The following is a 24,628-nucleotide window of genomic DNA, read 5'->3' on the forward strand; positions in this document are numbered from 1 at the left end:
GAAACGGCCGCTAATTCCTCTGGACGAAGCAGGACGGCAGGCCAGCCGATTTCAGATTGTTGCAGGCCTGCACTGCCTCGTCAGCCGAGCCGTAGGGGCCGGCGAAGGCGCGATAGACGATGCCCTTGCCCTTGTCGGTCAGGTCGACCCGCTTGATGACGGGCGAGCGAGAGCCGAGCACGCTGCCATATTTGCTCTGGAGCACCCGGTAGGACGCGGCGGCACTATCCTCGCTCTGCTGCGAGGACACCTGCACGACATAACCGCCACCGCCGCTGGGCGCGGGCGCGATCTGCGTCGGATTGGTCGCGGCCATGCGCTGCGGCGGCTCGGCCGGAGCAGCCTGCGGCGCCAGCGAGAGCGGCTGGTTGGCGCTGGCATTGGCCGAGGTCGGCGGATTGCGCGACGCGGCTGGCGCGGCAACCGGCTTCGGCGGCGCAGCCGGCTTGGCTGCGGGCGCGGCGCCTTGCGGCACGGCACTGTCGGTCTGGTCGCCCTTTACCGCCACGGTCTTGATCGAGCGCGGCGCGCTGTTCGGCATTGTCCCGTTGCTGGGGATCGGACCGGCGCTCGGCGGCGGAACGTTGGACGGTGATACGCTCGCGACCGGCGGCGGGTTCGCATTCTGGTTCAGCGCCGGAAACACCACGCGCGGACCGGCCGCTTTGGCATTCACGTCGACGGGCGCCTCTTCGCGCGGCACGATCTTCTCGCTGCCGTCGCCAGTTACCATGCGGTCCGGCACCTTCGCCGACGAGTCGGACGGCGCCGGCACGATCTTGGTCGGCGTGTTGTCGGCCTTGATGATGGGCGGCTCGCCGCTGCGGGGCGAGCCGAAATAGGTCTTGTAGGCGAATGCCGCGCCCGTTCCGACAACAGCCAGCGCGAGGATCGCAGCGACTGTCATCATGCCGCCGCGCGATTTCTTCGGCTCGTGCTCGTCGAGATCGGCTTCGGGATAGTCGCTCTGGAACGCGTAAGGGTCGTCCGGATAGGACGGATCGCGCTGAAAATCCTGCTCGCCTGACTCAAGCCGCCCGTACAGCGCATCATCGTAGCGCGCTGGATCAGGTTGCTCGTACGGTGCCTCGTAAGCCTGCTCCTGCTGGTAGGCTTGATCCTGATAAGCTTGATCCTGATACGCCTGCGGCTGCTGATACTGAGGCTCGGGCGCTGCCGGCTGCGCCGAATAGCGATGCAGCGGGTGAACCGGACTGATGGCGGCGGGATAGTCGGGCTCAGGCGCCGGCTGCGGCTGCACATTGGCGCGGCGCATCCATGACGGCGGCCCCGGCTGAGGCGGAGGGGCCTCCTGCTCGGCATAATCCTGCTGATAGTCGGCCTGCGCGTAATCGTCGTCCTGATAGGTCTGCGTGGGCGCGGGCGCCGCGGCCGGCCGCGCACCCTGTCGGCCCTGGGCTGCGAACGGATCGGTCTGTCCAATCAGGCGGGCGAGTTCGGCCAACGGATCGCCGTCCGCCCTCCCATGCTGGTCCGCGCCGCGACCATAGTCATCGGAAGGAAACGGTCTGTCGTGATATCGATCGGCCATCGTGATGATGCGTCCCTTCGGGAAAACCGCGCGCCCCTCGACCAAGGCGCGGCTTTCGACCCACAAGGCATTCAACCAAATCTAAGCGATCCGGCTTCTGCCGGTACCCCCGATATTCCCCTTAAGTAGTTCGCCCCAAACTACCGCATCTCGTCCGGAGCATGGACGCCGAGGATGGCGAGGCCCGATGCCAGGACAGAGACGACGCCCTGGACCATGGCCAGTCGCGCCTTTGTAAGATCTGCATCATTATTGATAATGAAGCGTAAATAGGGCAAATCGCGCCCCTTCGTCCAAAGTGCGTGAAATTCGCTCGCTAAGTCATAGAGATAAAAGGCAATACGGTGCGGCTCATGGGCGCTGGCTGCCGCTTCCAGCATGCGCGGATAAATTGCGAGGCGCTTGAGAAGGTCGAGCTCGACCGGGTCGGACAGCCGCTCCACGGCCGACTCACCGAGCCATGCAATGCGCTTGTCGGTATCCTCTGGCAGGTCCGGGAACACCTCCGCCCGGGCGTTGCGGAAGATCGAGTGGCCGCGGGCGTGGCCGTACTGGACGTAGAACACCGGATTGTCGCGCGACTGTTCCATGACCTTGGCGAGGTCGAAGTCGAGCACCGCGTCGTTCTTGCGGTAGAGCATCATGAAGCGGACGGCGTCCTGGCCGACTTCATCCACCACCTCACGCAAGGTGACGAAGTCCCCGCTCCGCTTCGACATTTTCACCGGCTCGCCGTTGCGCAGCAACTTCACGAGCTGAACGATCTTGACGTCGAGCGCACCCTTGCCTGACGTCGTCGCCTTCACCGCCGCCTGCATGCGCTTGATGTAGCCGCCATGATCGGCGCCCCAGACGTCGATCATCTCCGCAAAACCACGGTCGAACTTGTTCTTGTGGTAGGCGATGTCGGAAGCGAAATAGGTGTAGGAATTGTCCGACTTGATCAGCGGACGATCGACGTCGTCGCCATAAGCGGTCGCCTTGAACAGCAGCTGCTCGCGGTCTTCCCAGTCCTCGACCGGCGCGCCCTTCGGCGGCGGCAGACGACCTTCATAGATGTCGCCCTTGGCCTTCAGGAAATCGATGGTCCCGGCAACCCGGTTGTTGCCGGTCTCGATCAGCGAGCGCTCCGAGAAGAACACGTCGTGGCGGATGTTGAGGGCGGCGAGATCGTCCTTGATCTCGTCCATCATCATCGCGATCGCCTTGGCGCGCACCGTCGGCAGCCATTGCGTTTCGCTCATCGCAAGCAGCTTGTCGCCGTGCTCTTTCGCCAGCGCCTGCCCGACCGGCTTCAGATAGTCGCCGGGATAGAGCCCTTCCGGGATTGCGCCGATGTCCTCGCCGAGCGCCTCGCGATACCGCAGGAACGCGGAGCGCGCGAGCACGTCGACCTGCGCACCGGCATCGTTGATGTAATATTCGCGGGTGACGTCATGGCCGCCGAACTGGAGCAGGCTCGCCAGCGCGTCGCCGAACACGGCGCCGCGGCAATGGCCGACATGCATAGGTCCGGTCGGATTGGCCGAGACGTATTCGACATTGACCCTCGACCCGCCACGGACGCGGCCGTAGTCGGCCCCCTCGCGCAGCACCGTCCGCAGCGCTTCGGCCCAGGCGGCGGGCTGCAGCGTCAGATTGATGAAGCCCGGACCGGCGACATCGACCTTGGCGATCAGCGCATCAGCGCGGAGCTTTTCAGCGATCTTCTCGGCGAGGTCGCGCGGCTTCGCCTTTGCCTCTTTCGCAAGCACCATGGCGGCGTTGGTCGCCATGTCGCCATGGGAGGCGTCGCGCGGCGGTTCGACCACCACGCGCGCAAAATCGATGCCCTCGGGCCAGTTGGCTTCCGCCGCGAGCGCGCGGCAGGCGGCGTGCACGCGTGCGAGCACGTCGGCGAACAGATGCGGGCTTGAGGATGTGTCGGGCATGGCCGCCGCCTAACGCAAATCCGGGGTCGAGTCAAAGAGCCGCTGGTGCTCGGTCAGGGCGAAACGGTCGGTCATTCCGGCAATGAAATTGCCGATCCGGCGGGCCCGGTCGCCCTCGTCGTCGGCTTGCGCCCCCACCAGCCATTCCGGGGGCAGATCATCAGGCGATTTCAGGTACTTTGCGAACAGGTCGAACAGGATCTGTTCCGCCTCCCCCATCACCCGCATCACCCGCTTGTGGCGGTACATGTGCCCATAGAGGAAGCGCTTGATCGCGGCTTCCTCCTCGGCGACCTCGGCCGGAAAGGCGATCAGTGCCCGGCTCTGCTGGCGCACGTCCTGCGCCGATTGCGGCTTGATCGCAGCAAGGTTCTTTTGCGCCTCCGCGAACACCGCGCCGATCAGATGCGAGATCAGCTCGCGCACCAGCTCAGCGCCGCGCCTGACATCTTCGAGGTCAGGGTAATGCGCGGTCGTTTCGGCGATGATCTCGGCCGTGAGCGGCATCACCTTGAGATCGTCGAGATGGAACAGGCCGGCGCGGAGGCCGTCGTCGATGTCGTGGGCGTCGTAGGCGATATCGTCGGCGATCGCCGCGACCTGGGCCTCCAGCGAGGCGAAGCTCCAGAGCTCGAGGTCGTAGGTCTTGATGTAGTCGGCGATCCCGACGGGAATGCCGTGCTCGCGATAGCGGCCGACAGGCGCGCCGCTGCGATCGGTCAGCGGCCCGTTGTGCTTGACGATGCCCTCCAGCGACTCCCAGGTCAGGTTCAGCCCGTCGAATTCAGGGTAGCGGTGCTCGAGCGAGCCGACGACGCGCAGCGTCTGGGCGTTGTGGTCGAAGCCGCCAAAATCCTTCAGGCAGGCATCCAGCGCCCGCTCACCGGCATGGCCGAACGGGGGATGGCCGAGATCATGGGCCAGCGCCAGGGTCTCGGTGAGGTCCTCGTCCAGCCCAAGCTGCCGGGCCAGCGCGCGGGCGATCTGGGCCACCTCCAGCGAATGGGTCAGCCGGGTCCGGTAGTGATCGCCCTCGTGGAACACGAACACCTGGGTCTTGTACTTCAGGCGGCGGAACGCGGTCGAATGGATCACCCGGTCGCAATCCCTGCGGAACGGGCTCCGGGTCCGGCTCGGCGGCTCGGCGACCAGCCGGCCGCGGCTGCGATCGGGGTCGCAGGCATAGGGCGCGCGAGGGGCTGCCATTCCGACGGACACGACGAATTTAGTCCCTATCCATTTGATTCTGCGTATCCTTGCACTTAACTATGCCGGACGCGGGATACCAAATGAATTGGATATGACGCGGGCCTATCGGAGACGACCATGACGACTGCCGTGACCATCAGTGACCGCGCCGCACGCCGCATCGGGGAGATCCTCAAGGGCGAAGGCACCGGCGCGATGCTGCGCATCTCGGTCGAGGGTGGCGGCTGCTCCGGCTTCCAGTACAAGTTCGACATCGACCGCGCGCGCGGCGACGACGATCTCGTCATCGAGCAGGAGAACGCGGTGGTGCTGGTCGATTCCGCCTCGCAGCCGTTCCTGGCGGGCTCGCAGGTCGATTTCGTCGACGATCTGATCGGCGCCTCGTTCCGCGTCAACAACCCCAACGCAACGGCGTCCTGCGGCTGCGGCACCAGCTTCTCGATCTGATCCGACTCGAAAGCCCAAAAAACAACCCCATGCACAGTAGCCGGTAGCAGCGGAATCAAAGGCTTGCTGGCGCCTGTGGCGCCGATGCGGATTTTACGAAATTCCGTTGACCCGTCGGGCAAAACAGCGGTAATGTAGGATCATCGCGAGATCCCCAAGACGGGGGCTCGGCCGGGCACGCAGCGGATTCGATATAGGCCCAACGCCCAAGCGGCCCCTGCCGCCGGTCCAATTCCCAGACCTTGGTTGCCGCTTTCGTTCCCGCACAAACACACGCATCAAGGCGACTGGCGTAATAGCCTGATGACGAGCTGAACCAAGGCGCTCTCCAACTCTTCCGGAGAGCTGATGGTGATACCTTGCTTGTAGTACTGCTCGACCGGGTGGACGATGCCGATCGCCGCAAGCCTGATGTCGCCTGGGAGCGCACGTTCGGGCCGCCGTGCGATCTGCGCTCGAAACCCATCTCAGGCACGGACCCGAGAAAACGAGTCGTAGCCGGATCAAGCGATTGCGAGGACTGAGCCGCCCACAATACAGGCTGAGAGTCGACGATATCAGGGTGTTCTATGATGTTTCCGGCACGACCGTCGAAGTTTTGGCGATCGTGTCCAAATCGGAGGCCGAACCATGGCTCGCACAATTCGGAAGTCCGGAGTGAAGGAAGTTCCCCTCTCCGAGATCAAGGACGATCTGTCGCGCTACCTTCGCGAGGCGGAGACGCAGGAAATCGTGATCACACGGCATGGCAAACCGGCCGGCGTGTTGATTGGGTTCGAGTCGGAGGACGACTGGTTTGACTACCGTCTGGAACATGACCCCCGTTTCCTGCGGCGCGTTGAACAGGCGCGGAACAGCCTGCGCGCTGGACGCGGCATGAGACTGGAGGACGTCGATAGGGAGTAGGTGCGCGTCGCCGTCAGATCGAAGCACTCACGGCAGCGTGGTCGAGTGACCGACAAGGCTATCGTGCTTCGGCGTTCCCTGTCATCGCGCGACGGCGAAGCAATAGTGCCCAACTCATCGGCCGTGGCGCCAATAGCGGTAGTCAATTTTCAGATGCGCATGATCGATCGCCTGCTCTGTTGCCTCGTTCTATTCCTTGCAATTACTGCCGTCCCGGTCCCTTCCGCGCACGCAGCCCAAACCTGCCCGTTCATCAGCGCCAAGGAGCTCGCCGGCGCGATGCCGGCGCTCAAATGGTCGCTGATTTCAAATCAGGACGGGCGCGGCTGCATCTACTCGGCCGGGCGCGGCGACACGATGATGCTGACCGTGTTCCGCAATCCCGACAAGGACCGCGCCAAGGAGCTGTACGCGACCTTCGTCAAGACGCTCAGTGAGCGCATGCCGCTGAGTGCGGTGGCTGACATCGGCGACGAGGGCCAACGCGGGACGACCGAGGCCTCCGCGCAGCGCCAGGAGGCTTCGATCGTCGCCTTGTCAGGCGACTACATTTTGCAAGTCAGCGTCTATCCGACCGGCCGGCGCGCCGACGACGCGCTTCTCGGCCCCCTCACCCAAGTCGCCCGCGTTGCCATCGGAAATATGAGCAAGACAAGCGAGCGGTTCGGCGATTGCGAGTGGCTGACAGCCGCGGATGCCGACGGCTTCCTCGACACAAGCACGCTGCAGGTCCAGCGGACCGGCGCAGGCAGCTGCATGATGTTCGACCGCGAGGCCAACACCATGGTGGTGGCAGTGATCTCGACCACGCGCGACACCGCAATCAGCATGATGAACCGGCCCGGTCCCTGCCAGCACGTGGCGATCCCCGAGCTCGGCCGTGAAGCATTCGGCGAGCATTCCTGCACCAAGGGCAACGGCAATGCCGTCAACATCTTCGTCTGGAAGAACGGCAAGCAGGCTTCAATCCTGTTTGCACCGGTCAAGCCGCATCCGGAGTCCGGCTCGGTCGAGCACCTGAAGACGATCGCCGCGCGGGTGTATGGAAAACTGTAACGACGGCGGACAGGGCAATGGCGGTTCGCTCGGTGAGCGTTTTGCATCGCTCATCTTATCTCGGGGCCTGTCGGCCAATTCCTGGACGTATTTTCCTTGCGGCAGCAATATCTGCCTCGCCCGCGGCAACGTCTCCGTTGAGACGCTTGGCCAAACCGCGTCGGTACAGCACTTCGGCGAAGGTCGGCTGCAATCGGATCACCTGGTCGTAGTCCGAAATGGCGTGGTCCAAATCACCCTTGGCTTCGTAAATCTCTCCGCGGTGCAGATAGACATCATCGGTAAGGCCGGGATCGAGCGAGATTGCCGTTGTATAGTCGGCGAGCGCATGATCCAGATCACCCTTGGCTTGGTAAACCTCTCCGCGGCTCTCATAGCCCTTGGCATGTTTGGGGTCGAGCGAGATTGCCGTCGTATAGTCGGCGAGCGCACGGTCCAAATGGCCCGTGCATTGATACATGTAGCCTCTGGCGCGGTATAGCATTGGGTTCGTGGGATCGCGGCTGATTGCCCTATCATAGACGGCCGGGTCGGGATCGAAGTCGGGTCCGGCAGTGTGCACGAAGCCACGGCGATCGAAGCCGTCGCCTGCTTTCGGATCGAGCCGGATTCCCCGATCGAAGCCGGCCGTGGCGCGGTCGAAATCGCCGGCTGGAGGGGCCTCGCCGCGTACCGGGATCATGAGCAGCACCAATGCGAACGCCACTTCAGCGCTGAGATTCACAAGCTGAACTCCCCAATCAAAGCCTGCTTGGTCGTTTTTTGTCTCCAATCAATCTGGGTAGATCAAGGAGAACTGATCCCCCAATCGATGGATGGTCGATCCGACACTTGGTCGCGTCCAGCGCGAACGCAGTTCACAGCCGGCCAAAGTCGTGCGCGTTAGGCTTTAAGCGCCCGTGATCTGCCTTTCCTCGTCCGTCCACTCCACCTCATCAGGCATCAGCTCCGGCTGAAGCGGCGCGTCTTCCGTCATCACGTGTCCGTCCAGCGCGCGCAGCAAGGCCGCGGCCAGCGCCGGCTTGCGTAGCGGCTTGGCCACGAAATCCGACATGCCGGCCTCGCGGCAGGTCTTGACGTCTTCGGGGAAGGCATTCGCGGTCAGCGCAATGATCGGCAAGGCGTCGAAGCGCCCGCCTCCTGCGCGGATTGCGCGGGTCGCGGCAAGGCCGTCCATCTCGGGCATGCGCACGTCCATCAGCACGATGTCGTAGTCGCCCTCGGACACGGCCGCGACAGCCTCGACGCCGTCGGTGACGACCCGCAATTCGACATCGAAGGCACCGAGCATCTTGCTGACGACCATGCGGTTGACAGCATCGTCTTCGGCGACCAGCACCTTCAGCGGCCGGTCGAGACTTGCAATGCGGGCCTTGAGATCGTCGATTTCGTCACGGCCTTCGTCCTGATCGGAGGTCAGCGCCTGGCTCCACGGCAGTACCAGCGTGAAACGGAAGGTCGAGCCCTCGCCCGGCGTCGAGGTGACGCCGATGGTGCCGCCCATCTGCTCGATGATGCGCCTCGAGATCGCAAGGCCAAGGCCCGTGCCACCGAAGCGGCGGCTGATCGAGGCGTCGGCCTGGGCGAAATCCGAGAACAACTGCCCGAGCTTGTCCGGCGCAATGCCGATGCCGCTGTCGGTCACGGTCCATTCGACGGTCGCGAGCAGATCGCGGCGCGCCTGGCAGACGGCCCTGATCGTCACCTCGCCCCGATCGGTGAACTTCACCGCGTTGGAGGCGAGATTGAGCAGCACCTGGCGGATACGCGCGGCGTCGCCGCGCAGCGTCGGCGGCAGGGTCGGATCGAGCTCGACCTTGACGGCCAGCCCCTTGCTCCTGGCGCTCGCGCGCACGACGGTCGCAACCGTCTCGGCCAGCGCCTGCGGGGCAAAGTCGATCGCCTCGAACTGGAAGCGTCCGGCCTCGAGCTTGGAGAGATCGAGGATGTCGTTGAGGATGCGCTGGAGATTGTCGCCGGACTCGCGGATCGTGCTGACGGCCTCACGCTGCTCCGGATCGAGATTTGTTTCGAGCAGCATGCTCGCGAGCCCGAGCACGCCGTTCATGGGCGTGCGGATCTCGTGGCTCATCACGGCCAGGAAATCCGACTTGGCGCGGCTCTCGGCCTCGGCCTTCTCGGCGCGCCAGCGCTCGGTGACGTCGCGGCCGAAGCCGCGATAGCCCAGGAACTGACCGTCGCGGTCGTAGGACGGCTTCGCCGTCAGCGACCACAGCCGCGCTTCGCCGCCGGCGACGACCTTGAGGTTCATCTCGTGCAGCGGCTCGGCGTGCTCCATCAGGCCAACGATGTTGTAGGCGGCCGCCTTGTCCTCGGGGCAGAGCATGTCGAGCACGTCGGCGAAGTGCGATCCCTTCAACAGCGGAAGCGGCAATTGCGCGACGTCGGCAAAGCGCTCTGGCACGTCAGTCAGACGCCCTTCGGCATCGGTCTGCCACAGCCAGTCGCTGGCGTTCTCCTGAAAATCCTTCAGCAGCAGCGAGATGATCTCGGTCTGCCGCTCGAGATCGAGCCGGGCCTTGAGATTGCCGAGGAACAGATTGCCTTGCGAGACGATGTTGCGCGCCATGAAGAACGCAAACATCAGCAGGAACACCGCCGTCACCAGATACGGCCCGGTGCCGCACAGCAGCAGCGAACCGGCGCAGGCGATCGTCATGGTGGCGAGGTAGACGAGGCCGGCGCGCGGAAAGGTCGACAGCGTGAAGGCGCCGCCGGACATCATCCCGACCATCAGACAGGCCAGGATGAGCTGGCTGGTCGGCCCGACCCGGCTGAACAGCGCCAGCGGCAGCGTGCCCCAGATCGCGGCGAGGAAGAATGCCTGCCGCAGCATCTGCCGCGCCGCGCGCGGGGACGCTTCCTGCGGCGGATTCCGATGCGAGCGCTGCCAGGCGCGCACCGCGAGCCAGGCGGTGACGGCGAGAGTCATGCCCCAGATCGCGAGGAAGTCGTTCCAGCCGCGGCCCCAGAACAGGATCAGCACGATGGCGACGTTGAGCAAGGTGACAGCCATCGTCACGGGGGTGGCCCGCACCACCGCGTCGATCTGCCTGGCGCGGATGCGGCCCAGCTCGCGCTCGCTGAGACCGACGGTGAGACCGTCCTCGATCTCGAAGCCGCCGAGCCAGTACAGGAACGCGCCGATCAGGCCGTCGCGCGGCTCCGTTAGATGTGATGATGTGTGCCGCCATCCCATGCGAAAAACCTTTTCCGCATCAATGGCCCAGAGCCGGCTTAAGCCGGGTTAATTTTGTGGGAGATTTTGCGGCGTCCTTGACGGAAGCGTTAGCGGTTTGTTCTAACCATGGCCCCTGCCCGGAGCCCTCAGCCCATGCCCATCAGAGTTGCCACCTGGAACGTCAATTCGGTCCGGCAGCGGATCGATCTCCTGATGACCTGGCTGAAGGAGTGCCAACCGGACATCGTCTGCCTGCAGGAGATCAAATGCGTCGATGATGCGTTCCCGCGGCTGGAGATCGAGGCGCTCGGCTACAACGTGGTCACCCACGGGCAGAAGACGTTCAACGGCGTCGCCCTGCTCTCCAAGCTGAAATTCGACGAGACCAAGTCGGGGCTATCAGGTGACGACGAGGATGCGCATGCCCGTTTCCTCGAGGGCGTGGTGACGCTCAAGAACGGCGTGCTGCGCATCGCCTGTCTCTATCTGCCCAACGGCAATCCGGTCGGGACCGAGAAATATCCCTACAAGCTCAAATGGATGTCGCGACTTCTTGAGTATTCGAAGGAGCGCCTTAAGACCGAGGAGCCGCTGATCCTCGCAGGCGACTTCAACGTCATCCCGCACGCTCGCGACGTCCACAATCCCGCCGCCTGGACCGAGGACGCCCTGTTCAAGACCGAGACGCGGGAGAGTTTTCAGTCCCTGCTCGGCCTCGGCCTGACCGATGCTTTGCGCGCCGTCACCGATGAGGGTGGGCTCTACACCTTCTGGGACTATCAGGCCGGGGCCTGGCAGAAGAACCACGGCCTGCGCATCGACCATCTGCTGCTGTCGCCGCAGGCGAGCGACAGGCTCGCCAATGTCGGCATCGACAGCTATGTGCGGGCCTGGGAGAAGCCGTCGGACCACGTCCCGGTGTGGGCGGATCTGGACCTGGAGGCGGCGTAAGGCCGCCTCAAGGGGTTGTTGCTCGCGGCGGGCTTACTGCTCGCGGCGGCCTCTACTGCTCGCGGCGCCCTTGCACCCACTGTTCCAGCATCTGCAGGCACATGGCGCGGTCGTCGTCCGACGCCTTGGCGAAGGCGCGGTTGTAGTTTTCCTTGATCCAGGTCTCGTCGGTACCGGCGCTGTCACGCGCCAGCGTCAGCCACATCAGGCCGCGCGCGGCCTGCCGCGGCAGCCGGTCGCCATTGAACAGCATCTGTCCGAGTAGCGCCTGGGCCTCGTGCTGGCCCTTCTGCGCGGCAAGGCCGAGCCAGCGCGCGCCGTAGCGGAAATCCTCGCGCGAGGCGTCCGGCGTCTTCAGATAGAGCCGGGCGAGATCGTACTGGGCGTCCGCGTTGCCGAAATAGGAGGCGGCATAGGAGAACATCTCCCGCGCCCTGTCAGGGTCGGCCTTGATCTTCGAGTTCGGGATGCCGGCGAGATAATAGCGGCCGAGCGCGACGAAGGCGTTGGCCACGACCTGCGCCTGCGGCGCCGACGGGCTGTCCTCGGCATGCGCGTTGGCGATCCGGGTGAAATAGTCGAAGGCGCGGACATCGTCCTGGGCGACGCCCTCGCCGCTGGCGTACATGCGGCCGAGCTTCCACTGCGCGATGGGATGACCGCCCTCGGCGGCATATTGCAGCGCGCTGAGCGAGGCCTCCTGGGTCGCGACCGGCGGCGCCGATTTGCGCGCAGCGCCCGCGGCCCCGGGCAAGGTGGTCACCACCGGGATGGCCGCATCCTTGGTGTTGACCGGCGCACCGTCGAAGGCGAGCGCGGGCGTGGCCAGCGCAGTAGCCCCCAACACAAACGCAACGATGGCACGCCTAGATGTCCGCATAGCACTGTTTCTCGTGCGCGCCGCCCGGATGGGTCACTGCCCCCCCGACCGCTGGTCCAACCTGCTGAGCATATTTCCAGAGCGCGCCCGTCGTGTGGTTGGTCGCGCGAGCGCTCCATTTGGTCTTGCGCTGGGCAAGCTCCTGGTCGCTCAATTTTACGTTAAGGGTACCGGCGACCGCGTCGATCTCGATGATGTCGCCATCCTGCAACAGTGCGATCGGACCGCCGATGGCCGCCTCGGGGCCGACATGGCCGATGCAGAAGCCGCGGGTGGCGCCGGAGAAGCGGCCGTCGGTGATGAGCGCAATCTTGCCGCCCATGCCCTGGCCGGTCAGCGCCGCGGTGGTCTGAAGCATTTCCCGCATGCCGGGGCCGCCCTTGGGGCCCTCATAGCGGATCACGATGACCTCGCCTTCGCGGTAGGTGCGGTTCTGGACGGCCTCGAAGGCGTCCTCTTCCCGGTCGAAGCAGCGCGCCGGACCGGTGAACCTCAGATTGGACATTCCCGCGACTTTCACGATCGCACCTTCTGGCGCCAAATTGCCCTTCAGACCGACCACACCACCGGTCACGGTGATGGGCTTGTCAGCCGGGTGCACCACGTCCTGGTGCGGATTCCATTTCACGCTTTTGAGGTTTTCGGCGATCGTTCGACCGGTGACCGTAATGCAGTCGCCGTGGAGAAATCCGTTGTCGAGCAGCGTCTTCATCAGAAGCGGTATGCCACCTACTTCAAACATGTCTTTGGCGACATAACGGCCACCCGGCTTCAAATCCGCGACATAAGGTGTCTTTTTGAAGATTTCGGCAACATCGAACAGGTCGAACTTGATGCCGCACTCATGCGCGATCGCCGGCAGGTGCAGCGCAGCATTGGTCGAACCGCCTGACGCAGCGACCACAGCGGCGGCATTCTCCAATGCCTTGCGCGTGACGATGTCGCGCGGCCGGATGTTTTGGGCGATCAGCTCCATCACCTTCTCGCCCGCGGTCATGCAGAAGGCGTCGCGGATTTCATACGGTGCCGGAGCACCGGCCGAGTAAGGCAGCGCAAGACCAATAGCTTCCGAGACGGTCGCCATGGTGTTGGCGGTGAACTGCGCACCGCAGGCGCCCGCCGAAGGGCACGCCACGCGCTCGATTTCATCGAGGTCCTCGTCCGACATCGCGCCGACCGAGTGCTTGCCGACGGCCTCGAACATGTCCTGCACGGTGACCTGCTGCCCACGGAAATTGCCGGGGAGGATCGAGCCGCCATAGATGAAGATCGAGGGCACGTTGAGACGGACCATCGCCATCATCATGCCCGGCAGCGACTTGTCGCAGCCGGCGAGCCCAACGAGCGCATCGTAGGCGTGGCCGCGCACGGTCAGCTCGACGGAATCGGCGATACATTCGCGCGACGGCAGCGACGAGCGCATGCCGTCATGGCCCATGGCGATGCCGTCGGTGACGGTGATGGTGCAGAACTCGCGCGGCGTGCCGCCGCCGGAGGCGACGCCCTTCTTCACCGCCTGCGCCTGGCGCATCAAGGCGATGTTGCAGGGCGCGGCCTCGTTCCAGCACGAGGCAACGCCGACGAAGGGTTGATGGATCTGCTCGGTGGTCAGACCCATGGCGTAGAAGTAGGAGCGATGGGGCGCACGCGCAGGGCCTTCCGTCACGTGACGGCTCGGCAGCCTCTGCTTGATGTTGGTCTTGGCGTCCATCGCGACCAGTTTCCTTGGCTAACCCTTTTCAGTTCAGGAACATCAGACCCAAGATTTGAATCGACCTTGGCACTTCCTGAAGCCTGCGACCGGGCCAGCCAGCCCTCAAACATTTGAATGATTTTATTCATGTTCAGCTGTGGCTAAAAAGCGGCGCCGATGCGAACGGACCGCGATATCTGTGAGATCGCACGGGAATGTTGCCCGGAAAGCACGATCGTTACCGGGAAGACACGGATCTGCTTACTGCGATACCCTCGCGAATGTGACAGTTCACAACCTTTGATTTCACATTGCGGCGCGCGCCCGCTGTCGCGGCATGGCGCAGATCTGCGAGTCGGCGTTCGTCGCGTGCGCAGGAAGCTGCACCGCGATCGTCATCGCGAGGGCGACCAAGCGTGTCTTGACTGATATAGGGTACCCCCCTATCTTATGATCATGTCGCACACGATCAAGCACAAGTCGAAGCTCATCGGCCGCGTCCGCCGCATCAAGGGTCAGCTCGAGGCCGTCGAGCGTGCGCTCGAGTCGGAGATCGGTTGCGCCGATGTGCTGATGCTGGTGGCCTCGGTGAAAGGCGCGATCAGCGGCCTCACCACCGAGCTGCTGGAAGACCACATCCGCCATCATGTCGTGGATCCCGCGCACGAAAAGGATCCGGAGAAGGCCAAGGGCGCCGCCGACCTCATCGACGTCGTCCGAACCTATTTGAAGTGAACGCGATGACCGACCTGTCTCACCTGCTCCAGCAGAGCAGCGCACACGCATGGCTGTTCGTGCCCAGCGCCATCCTTCTGGGGGCGCTGCATGGGCTCGAGCCCGGCCATTCCAAGACGATGATGGCCGCGTTCATCATTGCCGTCAGGGGCACCGTGCTCCAGGCCGTGCTGCTCGGCCTGTCGGCGACCATCTCCCACACCGCCATCGTCTGGGCGGTCGCGCTCGCGGGGCTCCATTTCGGCCAGGAATTGTCAGGCGAACGCAGCGAGGCCTGGCTGCAACTGACGTCTGCCGTCATCATCGTCGGTATCGCCGGCTGGATGGTCTGGCGCACCTGGCGCGATCAGAACCACGACGACGATCATCACCACCACCATGACGAGCCGCAATCGATCTCGCTGGCCGGCTCGCAACTCTTGCTGGACGTGTTCGAAGACGGCGTGCCGCCGCGCTGGCGGATCCGGAGCGAGACCAATGCGCTTCCCGCTGCCGGCGACATCGAGGTGACCACGATCCGTGAGGGCGGCTCGGAACAGAAATTCGCGTTCGCCGCGCGCGACGGATACCTCGAGAGCATCGAGGAGATCCCCGAGCCGCACGCATTCAAGGCGCGCGTCGCACTTGCCGGCGACTCCACCGAACTGCTGTTCGAAGAGCACGAACACGACCACATCGATCTCGGCGACGAGGACGACGCGCATGCGCGCGCCCACGCCGCCGACATCCGCAAGCGCTTTGCAGGGCGCACCGTCACAACGACGCAGATCGTGCTGTTCGGTCTCACGGGCGGGCTGATCCCCTGCCCCGCCGCGATTACCGTGCTGCTGCTCTGCATCCAGCTGAAGCAGTTCAGCCTCGGTTTCGTCCTGGTGCTGTCTTTCGGCATCGGGCTCGCGATCACGATGGTCTCGGCCGGCGTTCTCGCCGCACTCAGCCTGCGGCATGTCGAGCGCCACTGGAGCGGCTTCAGCCGCTACGCCCACCGCGCGCCTTATGTATCGGCGGCCTTGATAGTCTTCGTCGGCCTCTACACCGGCTGGACCGGGCTGCATGCACTGATGACGTGAGTCAGCTTGCGATTTCCGGACGATCCCGCATAGAATGCAGCGGTGGGGACAAAGCAGACTCCCCGTGAGACTTCGGTCCAAGTCTGCGCAGCACGCAATTCGTGGAGCTTGCGCATGGACACAAAATCCCCTCATCGATATTCCGTAGCCATTGTTTCGCGGGGCGACGCCGACGCGCGCCGCGATGCCACCCCCCAGAACAGCCGTTTCGTTCGCGTCTTCGAAGCGCTTGCCGCTGCCGGCATCAAAGCGCAGCCGGCCATCTATGACGAAAGCTTCGCCAATGTGGTCCGCGAGCAATTGCTTGCTGTCGACGGCGTGCTGGTGTGGGTCGATCCGATCCACCAGGGCAAGACGCGAGCCGGGCTCGATGCTCTGTTACGCGACGTCGCCGCGCGCGGCCCGTGGGTGAGCGCGCATCCTGACGTCATCCTGAAGATGGGCGTCAAGGAGGTGCTCTACCGAACGCGGCATCTCGGTTGGGGGGCAGATACCCATCGCTATGACACCGCCGCCGCCTTTGCGGCGGAATTCCCACAGAGGCTGCGCGCGGGCGGCCCGCGCGTGCTCAAGCAGAATCGCGGCAATGGCGGCCAGGGCGTCTGGAAGGTCGAGACGCTGACGGACACGATCCCGACGGTTCGCGTGCTCCATGCGTTGCGCGGCAGCCTTCCCGAAGAGATGCCGCTCGATGCCTTCATCGCACGGTGCGAGCCGTATTTCGGCTGGGGCGGCTGCATCATCGATCAGCCGTTTCAACCGCGCCTGCCCGACGGCATGATCCGCTGCTACATGAGCGGCGCCAAAGTCGCGGGCTTCGGGCACCAATTGATCAAGGCCCTGATCCCACCGCCACCGGGCGGGCCGGATGCGCCCAAGGCGCAGCCGGGGCCGCGGATCATGCACGGCCCCGACGCGCCGCAATTCCAGGCGCTGCGGCGGCAGATGGAGGACGAATGGACGCCGCAGATGATGGAGCTGCTGGCTATCAACGAGGCGTCGCTGCCGGTGATCTGGGACGCGGATTTCCTGTTCGGGCCGCGCAACCCTGCCGGCGCTGATACCTACGTTCTCTGCGAGATCAACGCGAGCTCGTGCTTTGCGATTCCCGATGAAGCGCCGGCGGCGATCGCACGGACGGTCAGCGAGCGATTCGTGGGGGCGAGCCGCTAGACGGTCGCGCCACGATCAAAGCGTGCGAACACTGCGCTCGTGAGGCCGCCGAGCAAAGTCCAGAACACCAGGCTCGTCACCGTCACCGCGGTGACGAACTGGTGCGTCAGCGATGACGGCACGTTGGTCTCGATAGTGGCGAGATCGGGCGCACCGATCAAATGCGGCAGGGTCAGCAAAATCACGCCTGCGATCGCCGCCGGCACCGTGCGGCGGAAGACGATCATGGCAAGCCCGCCTGATGTCGCCAGCACGGCGGCCAGCCACCAGATCTGGCGCGACACAAGCGGCGCGGCCGGCACGCCCGGCAGCTCGGGCGGCAGGCCGAGGCCCGGCGCAAGGGTGAAGACGGCAAAGCCCGCCAGGCCCCACAGCAGGCCCTCGTGCCAGGACACGCTCGCCCCGGTGGCGCCGCTGCGCACCGCGAAGAAGCCGGCCAGCAGAAGCGCGAAGCCGATCGCGGTCAGGATGTTGGCGGCGGCCGTGTAGGCGTTGCGCTCAAACCCGTCGCGCGGCTCCCAGGCGCCATGATCGTGGTCGCCGGCGCCATGATCGCGAGCAGTATGATCGTGAGCGGCATGGTCGTGGTCTGCGTGATCATGCCCGCCAGCCGCCGGCTGCGCCGCGACCGGCGCGTCATGCTGGTGCGACTCGGCCGCCTTCTCGAACACTTCCGCCTTCAGAATCAAAGGGACGGTACCGAACTGCTGAACGACGGTGACGACGAGACCGACGATGAAGCCCGATATGACCGAGGCGAAGACGATCGCGCGAAACGTGCTCATGCCTTCGAGGTTAGTGGCAGGGGAACGCGTTCGAGTGGCGCACGTCGTGGGCGGCATTGTGGACGACGTCGATATGGGAGAAGCCGACCATGCCGACGACGAACAGGCCGAGCACCATGGCCATCACGGCCTGCGACAGCCGTCCCACCTGCCCGGCGGCGACCGGAAGCGTGACCTGGGTCTGGGCGCTGGCGAGCTGGGACTGGCTCATGGTCTATTCTCCATTGGCGATTTGCGCGTCTTCTAGCAGCTTCCGGGCGATATCGCGACTGGTAAGATGCAGGCTTGTCCCCGGCAAAATGTCCTTGCGGGCGATCTTGGCGGCGGCGGCCGCTCGAAAGGCGGCTTCAAAGCGCCGGAAATGGCCGAGGCAGGCCTCCGGCGTGGGCTCGGCGCCAAGCAGCGTCCGGAATGCGCCCCTGTGCACGGCACAGATCGCGCCGTGGCCGATCAGGGGAAACACCAGCGACGAGATGTCGTCGCGCCATTCGGCTTCGCTGCTCAACCTGCGTCGTTCCCCGATCGCGGCCACATCCGCGCCAATGTTCCATCGCGCACGACAACGGCGTGCCAGAACGTCGCCGCGATGTGGAGCGCCACGACGGCATAGACGAACCACGCCAGCGTGTCGTGCGCAATCTCGCCGGCATGCGCGATCTCCGGATTGTCGATCACCAGGCGCGGCCAGCTGAACGTCCAGAAATATTTCAGCGAGTAGCCGCCGGCTGCCGAGAACGCGTAGCCGGTGAGCGGCATCGCGAACAGGATGAGATAGAGCGCGACATGATTGAGCCGTGCCGCGAAGCGTACCAGCGCCCCGAACGACGACGGCTCCGGCGGCGCCTTCGTCGCGGCGCGCACCATCAGCCGCAGCACCGACAGGAACAGCAGCGTCATGCCGAGCGATTTGTGCACCTCCAGCAGCTCGCGGCGCGGCGACGTGCCCGGCGGCTGAAGTCCGCAATAGAAACCGATCAGCATGGCGATGATGAAGAGCACCGCTGTCGCCCAGTGAATCCTGCGCAGCAGCGGTGCATAGGCCGTCGACACTTCCAAGGACATCAGGCTTCGTCGGCAATCCCGTTGCGAAGCAGGCCGACCTTCTCGATCTCGACCTCGACGACATCGCCCGCCTTCATCCACAGCGGCGGGGTCCGCCTGGAGCCGACGCCCCCAGGCGTACCTGTTGCGATGACGTCGCCGGGCTCGATCCGGGTGAACTGCGAGCAATATTCGATCTGCCGCGGGATATCGAAGATCATCTGGTCGATGGTGGTGTCCTGCACCACCTCGCCGTTGAGCCGGGTCTGCAGCCGCAGCGGACCGACATCGCCCACCTCGTCCGGCGTCACCAGATACGGGCCGAAGCCGCCGGTCGCCGGAAAATTCTTGCCGGGCGTGAACTGGTGGGTGTGACGCTGATAGTCGCGCACGCTGCCCTCGTTGTAGCAGGCATAGCCGGCGATATGGCCCCAGGCTTCGCTGCGCGCAATGTAGCGGCCGGGCTTGCCGATCACGATCGCGAGCTCGCCTTCGAAATCGAGATGGGTCGAGACCTTCGGGCGGATGATATCGGTGAGATGCCCGGTCTGGCTGTTGGCGAAGCGGCCGAACACGGTGGGATTCTCGACCTCGGTGCGGCCGGTCTCCTTGCGATGGTTCTCGTAGTTCAAGCCGATGCAGAGGATCTTGTCGGGGTTCGGGATGACAGGCAGGAATTTGATCTTCGCCAGCGGCTGACGCTTGGCGCCAGCGGCGGACCTGGCCGCCTCGGCCAGGCCGCCCGCCGCGATCGCCGATTTCAGGTCGGGGTAGCGATCCCCGAGATCGGCCACGCTGTCGCCGTCCACCAGGCCCCAGGAGGCGGAATTGTTGAAAACGAAGCTTGCGAATTTCATGTGGTGTCCTTGAGATAGGCCGATCAGGTCGACGTGGCGGGGAGAATGGTAGCTGAAGATGACGGCGAGGAGGTCTTTGCAAAACGCGCGATGGTCCTCTCCGGGAAGATGAGTGCGAACGCGGCAACCGCACCGATAATGAGAATGCCGGCGGTGAACGTCATCGCGTGGGCATAGCCGAGCGCGGTGTTGCTGCCCGCCTCCCCCACAATCCAGCCGGTCAGCGCGTTCGAGAACAGCGCGGAGGCTGCATTGCCGGAATAGATCACGACGATCAGCCGGCCGCGCTGGGCCGCCGGCGCAACGGCACCAAGCGCCACCGGACCGAAGATCGTGGTCAGGCTCGGCGCCGCGAAGGCTATCGCGACGCAGGCGAGCTGGAGTGCGCCCGAGGTCACGATGCTGAGCAGCAGCGCGCAGCCCGCGATCAGCAACGCAAAACCCGAGGCGTTGCCGAGGCACGCACGCAGGCTCCAGCCCCGACGCTGCAGGACCTGCGTGATCCAGGAGCCGCTGAGCAGCAGCGGCGACTGGAACATGTAGATGGCCGAAATGATCCAGCCGACATCGGTCGGCTTGTAGCCGAGACCGAGCTGCAGGAACGGCGGCAGCCATGTCGCGGAGATGCCGACGATCCAGTACGACATGGTCGACATGATGATGACGCCGATGACCGTCGGATCCAGCCACAACAGCCGTGCCGGCACGTTCGGCGACGCCGCGGGCGCATCGTGACTGACGTTCGCCGCGGCGTAAGGTCCCTCCCCGCCGATGACGCTCCAGGCGATCATCCAGGCGATGCCGAGCAGGCCGCAGACCAGAAAGCCCGTGCGCCAGCCGTGATTGATGATCACGTAGGTCAGCAGCGGTCCGCCGGCCAGAAGTCCGACGCTGATGCCCTGCAGGACCACGGCGCTCGGGACGCTGCGCTTGTCGGCGGGAAACCAGTTGTAGCAGGCGTGTAGCGCCGTCGGCAGCCCCGGCCCCTCACCCGCGCCGAGAAGAATGCGGCACACGACCAGCACCATCACGGAGCTCGAGAAGAACACCGGCAACTGCGTCGCAGACCAGATGGCGGCGAGCAGCATCAGGATCCACTTCACGGGAAAGCGGCCGACGGCGAACAGCCCGACCGCCATGCCCGAGAGCGAGAACAGCAGGAAGAAGCTGCTGCCGATGAGGCCAAATTCTTTCGGGCTGAGCGACAGCTCCTTCATCATCGGCACCGCCGAGAGGCCGAAGACCAGCTTGTCGAAGAAGTTGATGGTCTGAAACAGAAACAACATGACGAGAACCGCATAGGCGCGCGCAGGCACCGCAGGTCCCGTCGTCAAGCTCTCCGATGATGGCATCTTTTCCCCCTGTTGAATTTGTCGTTGTTTTTTTCATTGAAGCCGCTGTTCATTGAAGCCGTGCTGCAAGACCCGACAGCATCGCCGCCAGTCCGGCCTCGTCCGCCCCGACGCCGAAGACGTAATGATCGGGGCGCACGATCGCGGCCGCACAGGCGTGCCGTGTGAACCAATCCGTCACCACGCCGCTCTCTTCCCGCAGAACGTCCGGCCCCTGATCGTGATCCGCCTTCGCGATGGCGATCAGGCGCAAGCCCGTCTCCGCCGCGCGTGTCGCGATCGCGCGCGAGCGTGCCAGGGCGCTGTCGCCCTTGAGCACGAGCCGCCACCCGGCGCCGCACATCGTGTCGAGCAATTGCCGGCTGCCGGCCGTGATGATCCACGGTTGGGGAAACAGCGTGCCGTTGGCGGCATGCGGAACGTCGGCGCGCAGGCCGCAGCTGAGCGGCGGCACGATCTCCTGGCGGGTGATGGTGCGCGGCACGCCGCCGCCCTCGGCGAGAATACGAACATCGCGCGCAGCAGCGGCTTCCGGATCGCGCTCGCAGATGACGTGACCGATCGCCTTGATCCGCGTCGTCAGCTCTCGAACGTGAGCACTGCGCTCGTCCTGGTAGGTGTCGAGCAGTGCATCGCCGGAGTTTCCGCGCAAGACGCGCGCAAGTTTCCAGACTAGGTTTGCGACGTCGCGAACGCCCTGGCACATGCCCTGGCCGATGAACGGCGGCTGCTGATGGGCGGCATCTCCGGCAAGAAACACTCGCCTTTCGCGCCATTTGCTGGCGACGAGGGCGTGAAAGCGATAGCTCGCGGCACGCCACAGCGTCGCATCATCAGGCGAGAGCCAGCGCGCCAGGAGACGCCAGACCTGATCGGGCTGCTCCATGGCGCGCGGATCTTCACCGGGCAGCAGCATGATCTCGAAACGCCGATGCGAGCCGGGCCCGACAATATAGGTGGTCGGCCGCGACGGATCGCAGAACTGCGCTGCCGTGCGCGGCAGTTTTGCTACTCCTGTAGCGTTGACCCTGAGGTCGACCACGAGCCAGGGTTCGTCGAAGACCAGATCGTCAAAGCCGATCTCGAGCTGGCGTCGGACCGTGCTCGATGCGCCGTCGCAGGCAATGACATAGTCCGCGGTGACGTTCCGTATGCCCCGGTCGCCGCTCAGCTCGAGCGTTACGCCATCAGGCGTCTGATCGAGCTGGCGGAGCTCGGTGCCGAGCTCCACGACCACCGACGACTGGGATCGCGCATGCGCGCGCAGGATCTCCTCGACCGGCGGCTGGGTGAAGACCATGGTCGGGGTGTAGCCGAGCGGATAAGGCTCGCTCACCATGTCGATGCGGCGGATCAATTGGCCGCGCGCGCCGAAATGTTCCGAAGCCGGAAACGGCGCGATGTGCGGACGCAGTCGTTCGGCAACACCGAGATTGTCGAACAGGCGCAGGATCTCGTGATCGAGCGCGATCGCGCGCGGCTTGTCGTAGACCGCGCGGTCGCGATCGACAGCCAGCGTCCGGATCCCCTCCGCGCCAAGCAGGTTGGCTGCGACAGCGCCTGACGGGCCGAAGCCGACAATGGCAACCTGGTACTCGTTCGCGCTGATCGAACCTGACACTGATCTCAAGACCTCGTTGACGTTTTGACAGATCGTCGCGCTCTACGGCGCGGCGTAGCGAACGGACAATTGCGCTGATTTGACGTGGTCGGCCTTGGGCGGCGCGATGCCCCATTGATCGGTGCGGCCGGGCGGCCAGACCCATTGATCCGGCCCCCGCACGACGTAGCTGTCGTCGACCTGCAGCACTTCCGCCGTGTATTCGATCACCGTCCCCGAGGGATCGATGAAGTAGGAGAACACGTTGTCGCCGGGACCGTGGCGGCCGACGCCCCAGGCAATCGGGAAGCCCGCATCGATCATGCGTCCGGAGCCGCGCATCACCGCTTCCAGGCTCGGCATCAGAAAGGCGACGTGATTGAGGCCGTTGACCTTGGCGTCGGCGATCACGACCGCATGGTGATCGCTGTTGCAGCGGACGAACGCCATCGCCTTCGAACGGTCCGTCAGCCGAAAGCCGAGTGCCCGCTCGTAGAAGGCGGCGGAGCGATCGACATCGGTGCTGTTGAGATTGACATGGGCAAGCCGTTCGGGCCGGTCGCCTTGGGATGGCTCGGGCGCATGACTGACATCGCCGTGAACGAAGCGCAGGAGGCCGCCTTCCGGCGCGCGAAGGGCCATCATCATGCCGCCATCGGGCGCGTCGTTGGGAGCTGGACCGCGAACCAGACGTGCGCCCTCGGCAACGGCCTTGGCGGCGATGGACTCCATATCGCGGGCCGTTGCCACGCGAAACGTGACTGCGCCGAGTTCCGGCCGCTCACTCGGATAGAGCGCGACGACGTGATGGTTGCTGCCGGTGGCGCGCAGGTAGACCATTCCGGCCGCCCGCGTGACGAGCGTCAGGCCCCAGACGTCGCAATAGAATTTTACGGAGCGGTCGAGGTCCGGCGTGCCGAGATCGACGCTGCGCAGCGCTGTCACCGGAAACCGGGCCATGAACGCACTCCTCCGTCACGCACTGTCCGGGCAGACCAGACGTGGCTTTCTTGATCGCAGCCGCTACTTCTCGGCCGACACCCCCTTTTATTACACAAAATCGATATCGCAATATAAATTTATAGATTTTTTGGAATCGTGATCAGATGTATATGATGACCAACCGCCAGCTGAGCGGACAACGGAGACTTGAGCGGTGGAGTTGACTGCAGCGCCCCCCTTGCCCGCGCCATCGACGCAGGCAAGCCACGTCTATGACCGGCTGCGCGAGGACCTGCTGTCCGGACGCCTCGCCCCGTCGCGCAAGCTGCAGATGCGATTTCTCACGGAGACCTATCAAACGGGCCAAACGCCCCTGCGCGAGGCGCTCAACCGCCTGACCGCCGACGGGCTGGTCGAGGTCCGCGAGCAGCGCGGCTTCTACGTCAAGGACGTCAGCCGCGCGGAGCTTGCCGAGCTGACCAAGACCCGCTGCTGGGTCGAGGCGCTGGCGCTACGCGAGTCCATGGCGGCGTCGACACCGCAATGGGAGGAGCAGCTTGTCCTGGCACAGCACCGCTTGAGCCGCGTGCCGCGGTCGCTGAGCGCCACCGCGTTCGAGGACAATCCGGAATGGGAGAAGCTGCACCGCGTCTACCACCGCGCCCTGATCGGCCAATGTGGCTCGCAATCCCTGATCGCGTTCTGCGGCCAGCTTGCCGACCAGCTCTACCGCTACCGGCGGCTGTCGATCAGCAAGGCCTTTCCCTCCCGCCATGTCGGTGACGAGCATGCCGCAATCACGGAGGCGGTCCTGAGCGGCGATTCCGATCTGGCCGTAAAGCTTCTCGCGGCGCACTATCAGCGAACGGCCGACGTCATCCTTCAGGACGAGGCTATTTTCCCGGAATTGCGGGGCGAGGCTCACCGGGCCTAAAGCGCGATGCACTTTTCCGGATCATGCTCGAGCGCCCATCCTCTTCAGTGCGCTCCGTGGAGCGTGCAGGACGTGGTGCAGGTGACGGTATTGCCGTGATCGCACGACTTGCAGGCGGCAACGCACTGGTTCATGTCGCGGGGGTTGTAGGACGAGTAGCTGCGCATCGGGCACAGAGGCGTCGAGCCGGTGACGTCCTGCTCCTGGTTGCAGGCGGCCGTCAGAAGCGCCAACAAGATCACCGCAAACAGACGCATGGCAAACAGTCGCATGGGACGACAACCATCGGACGAGTGACGTTCGCGGGCAATC

General features: G+C 64.7%; 24 protein-coding genes. 8 read left to right on the top strand and 16 right to left on the bottom strand.

The annotated features are described in order from the left end of the window. Nucleotides 1-10: 10 nt before the first annotated feature. From M2427_RS07860 to M2427_RS07870, 3 genes are all read right to left on the bottom strand, one after another. Nucleotides 11-1,552 carry an SPOR domain-containing protein gene (locus M2427_RS07860; RefSeq protein ID WP_280706029.1) on the bottom strand — a complete coding sequence of 514 codons (1,542 nt, stop codon included), beginning with the start codon at nt 1,550-1,552 and terminating at the stop codon, nt 11-13. Nucleotides 1,553-1,692: 140 nt separating this feature from the next. After that, a complete protein-coding gene (argS, locus tag M2427_RS07865) occupies nt 1,693-3,483 on the bottom strand; it encodes an arginine--tRNA ligase (RefSeq protein WP_280705670.1) in 1,791 nt (596 codons plus the stop codon). A gap of 9 nt (nt 3,484-3,492) precedes the next feature. After that, complete coding sequence (locus M2427_RS07870) at nt 3,493-4,701, bottom strand: deoxyguanosinetriphosphate triphosphohydrolase (RefSeq protein WP_280705671.1); 1,209 nt, start codon at nt 4,699-4,701, stop codon at nt 3,493-3,495. Between the two features lie 108 nt (nt 4,702-4,809). On the opposite strand from M2427_RS07870, the gene erpA reads away from it, so the two are divergent. From erpA to M2427_RS07885, 3 genes are all read left to right on the top strand, one after another. Beyond that, nucleotides 4,810-5,139, top strand: a complete 330-nt coding sequence (erpA, locus tag M2427_RS07875) for an iron-sulfur cluster insertion protein ErpA (protein ID WP_188108126.1) — start codon at nt 4,810-4,812, stop codon at nt 5,137-5,139. A 657-nt stretch (nt 5,140-5,796) separates the two neighbouring features. Beyond that, nucleotides 5,797-6,045 (top strand): type II toxin-antitoxin system Phd/YefM family antitoxin, encoded by a 249-nt coding sequence (locus M2427_RS07880; RefSeq protein ID WP_280705672.1) that lies wholly within the window; start codon nt 5,797-5,799, stop codon nt 6,043-6,045. Nucleotides 6,046-6,198: 153 nt separating this feature from the next. After that, on the top strand, nt 6,199-7,101 hold the full coding sequence (locus tag M2427_RS07885) for a hypothetical protein (RefSeq protein WP_348521916.1): 903 nt from the start codon (nt 6,199-6,201) through the stop codon (nt 7,099-7,101). 55 nt (nt 7,102-7,156) lie between these two features. Here M2427_RS07885 and M2427_RS07890 read toward each other — a convergent pair whose 3' ends face one another. Both M2427_RS07890 and M2427_RS07895 read right to left on the bottom strand, forming a co-directional pair. Continuing rightward, the gene (locus M2427_RS07890) at nt 7,157-7,825 is read right to left on the bottom strand and encodes a tetratricopeptide repeat protein (protein WP_280705674.1); all 669 of its coding nucleotides are present in this window, start codon (nt 7,823-7,825) and stop codon (nt 7,157-7,159) included. Between the two features lie 165 nt (nt 7,826-7,990). Next, nucleotides 7,991-10,321 carry an ATP-binding protein gene (locus M2427_RS07895; RefSeq protein WP_280705675.1) on the bottom strand — a complete coding sequence of 777 codons (2,331 nt, stop codon included), beginning with the start codon at nt 10,319-10,321 and terminating at the stop codon, nt 7,991-7,993. Between the two features lie 135 nt (nt 10,322-10,456). Between M2427_RS07895 and xth the strand changes: the two genes are divergently transcribed. Continuing rightward, a complete protein-coding gene (xth, locus tag M2427_RS07900; RefSeq protein ID WP_280705676.1) occupies nt 10,457-11,254 on the top strand; it encodes an exodeoxyribonuclease III in 798 nt (265 codons plus the stop codon). Nucleotides 11,255-11,306: 52 nt separating this feature from the next. On the opposite strand, the gene M2427_RS07905 is transcribed toward xth, so the two are convergent. Next, nucleotides 11,307-12,134, bottom strand: coding sequence for a tetratricopeptide repeat protein (locus M2427_RS07905; protein ID WP_280705677.1), 828 nt, complete (start codon nt 12,132-12,134; stop codon nt 11,307-11,309). Beyond that, nucleotides 12,121-13,845, bottom strand: a complete 1,725-nt coding sequence (gene ilvD, locus M2427_RS07910) for a dihydroxy-acid dehydratase (protein ID WP_280705678.1) — start codon at nt 13,843-13,845, stop codon at nt 12,121-12,123. Before ilvD ends, M2427_RS07905 begins: the two co-directional genes overlap by 14 nt. A 438-nt stretch (nt 13,846-14,283) precedes the next feature. Here ilvD and M2427_RS07915 point away from each other — a divergent pair, with 438 nt between their 5' ends. The 3 genes from M2427_RS07915 (at nt 14,284) to M2427_RS07925 (ending at nt 16,805) form a co-directional block, all read left to right on the top strand. Then, on the top strand, nt 14,284-14,562 hold the full coding sequence (locus M2427_RS07915; protein WP_063706516.1) for a metal/formaldehyde-sensitive transcriptional repressor: 279 nt from the start codon (nt 14,284-14,286) through the stop codon (nt 14,560-14,562). 5 nt (nt 14,563-14,567) lie between these two features. Continuing rightward, complete coding sequence (locus M2427_RS07920) at nt 14,568-15,632, top strand: sulfite exporter TauE/SafE family protein (RefSeq protein WP_280705679.1); 1,065 nt, start codon at nt 14,568-14,570, stop codon at nt 15,630-15,632. 114 nt (nt 15,633-15,746) lie between these two features. Continuing rightward, nucleotides 15,747-16,805, top strand: a complete 1,059-nt coding sequence (locus M2427_RS07925; RefSeq protein WP_280705680.1) for a Cj0069 family protein — start codon at nt 15,747-15,749, stop codon at nt 16,803-16,805. On the opposite strand, the gene M2427_RS07930 is transcribed toward M2427_RS07925, so the two are convergent. Genes M2427_RS07930 through M2427_RS07965 form a run of 8 tightly spaced genes read right to left on the bottom strand, consistent with a single transcriptional unit; the run spans nt 16,802 to nt 23,400 of the window. After that, nucleotides 16,802-17,590: a CbtA family protein gene (locus M2427_RS07930; RefSeq protein WP_280705681.1), complete on the bottom strand. Its 789-nt coding sequence runs from the start codon at nt 17,588-17,590 to the stop codon at nt 16,802-16,804. The genes M2427_RS07925 and M2427_RS07930 overlap by 4 nt on opposite strands. Nucleotides 17,591-17,600: 10 nt before the next feature. Then, complete coding sequence (locus M2427_RS07935; protein ID WP_280705683.1) at nt 17,601-17,801, bottom strand: CbtB-domain containing protein; 201 nt, start codon at nt 17,799-17,801, stop codon at nt 17,601-17,603. Between the two features lie 3 nt (nt 17,802-17,804). Beyond that, nucleotides 17,805-18,122 carry a hypothetical protein gene (locus M2427_RS07940; protein WP_280705684.1) on the bottom strand — a complete coding sequence of 106 codons (318 nt, stop codon included), beginning with the start codon at nt 18,120-18,122 and terminating at the stop codon, nt 17,805-17,807. Continuing rightward, nucleotides 18,092-18,652, bottom strand: a complete 561-nt coding sequence (locus tag M2427_RS07945; protein ID WP_280705685.1) for a cytochrome b — start codon at nt 18,650-18,652, stop codon at nt 18,092-18,094. Before M2427_RS07945 ends, M2427_RS07940 begins: the two co-directional genes overlap by 31 nt. After that, nucleotides 18,652-19,488, bottom strand: coding sequence for a fumarylacetoacetate hydrolase family protein (locus tag M2427_RS07950; protein WP_280705686.1), 837 nt, complete (start codon nt 19,486-19,488; stop codon nt 18,652-18,654). Before M2427_RS07950 ends, M2427_RS07945 begins: the two co-directional genes overlap by 1 nt. Before the next feature lie 23 nt (nt 19,489-19,511). Further along, the gene (locus M2427_RS07955) at nt 19,512-20,840 is read right to left on the bottom strand and encodes an MFS transporter (RefSeq protein ID WP_280705688.1); all 1,329 of its coding nucleotides are present in this window, start codon (nt 20,838-20,840) and stop codon (nt 19,512-19,514) included. Between the two features lie 49 nt (nt 20,841-20,889). Continuing rightward, on the bottom strand, nt 20,890-22,461 hold the full coding sequence (locus M2427_RS07960; protein ID WP_280705689.1) for a bifunctional 3-(3-hydroxy-phenyl)propionate/3-hydroxycinnamic acid hydroxylase: 1,572 nt from the start codon (nt 22,459-22,461) through the stop codon (nt 20,890-20,892). 42 nt (nt 22,462-22,503) lie between these two features. Continuing rightward, complete coding sequence (locus tag M2427_RS07965; RefSeq protein WP_280705690.1) at nt 22,504-23,400, bottom strand: VOC family protein; 897 nt, start codon at nt 23,398-23,400, stop codon at nt 22,504-22,506. A 196-nt stretch (nt 23,401-23,596) separates the two neighbouring features. On the opposite strand from M2427_RS07965, the gene M2427_RS07970 reads away from it, so the two are divergent. Next, complete coding sequence (locus tag M2427_RS07970) at nt 23,597-24,316, top strand: GntR family transcriptional regulator (RefSeq protein WP_280705692.1); 720 nt, start codon at nt 23,597-23,599, stop codon at nt 24,314-24,316. 44 nt (nt 24,317-24,360) lie between these two features. Here the strand turns inward: M2427_RS07970 and M2427_RS07975 are convergent, their stop codons facing one another. Beyond that, a complete protein-coding gene (locus tag M2427_RS07975) occupies nt 24,361-24,573 on the bottom strand; it encodes a hypothetical protein (RefSeq protein WP_348521920.1) in 213 nt (70 codons plus the stop codon). Between the last annotated feature and the right edge of the window lie 55 nt (nt 24,574-24,628).

The organism is Bradyrhizobium sp. BR13661, from assembly GCF_029892425.1.
Lineage (GTDB): Bacteria > Pseudomonadota > Alphaproteobacteria > Rhizobiales > Xanthobacteraceae > Bradyrhizobium.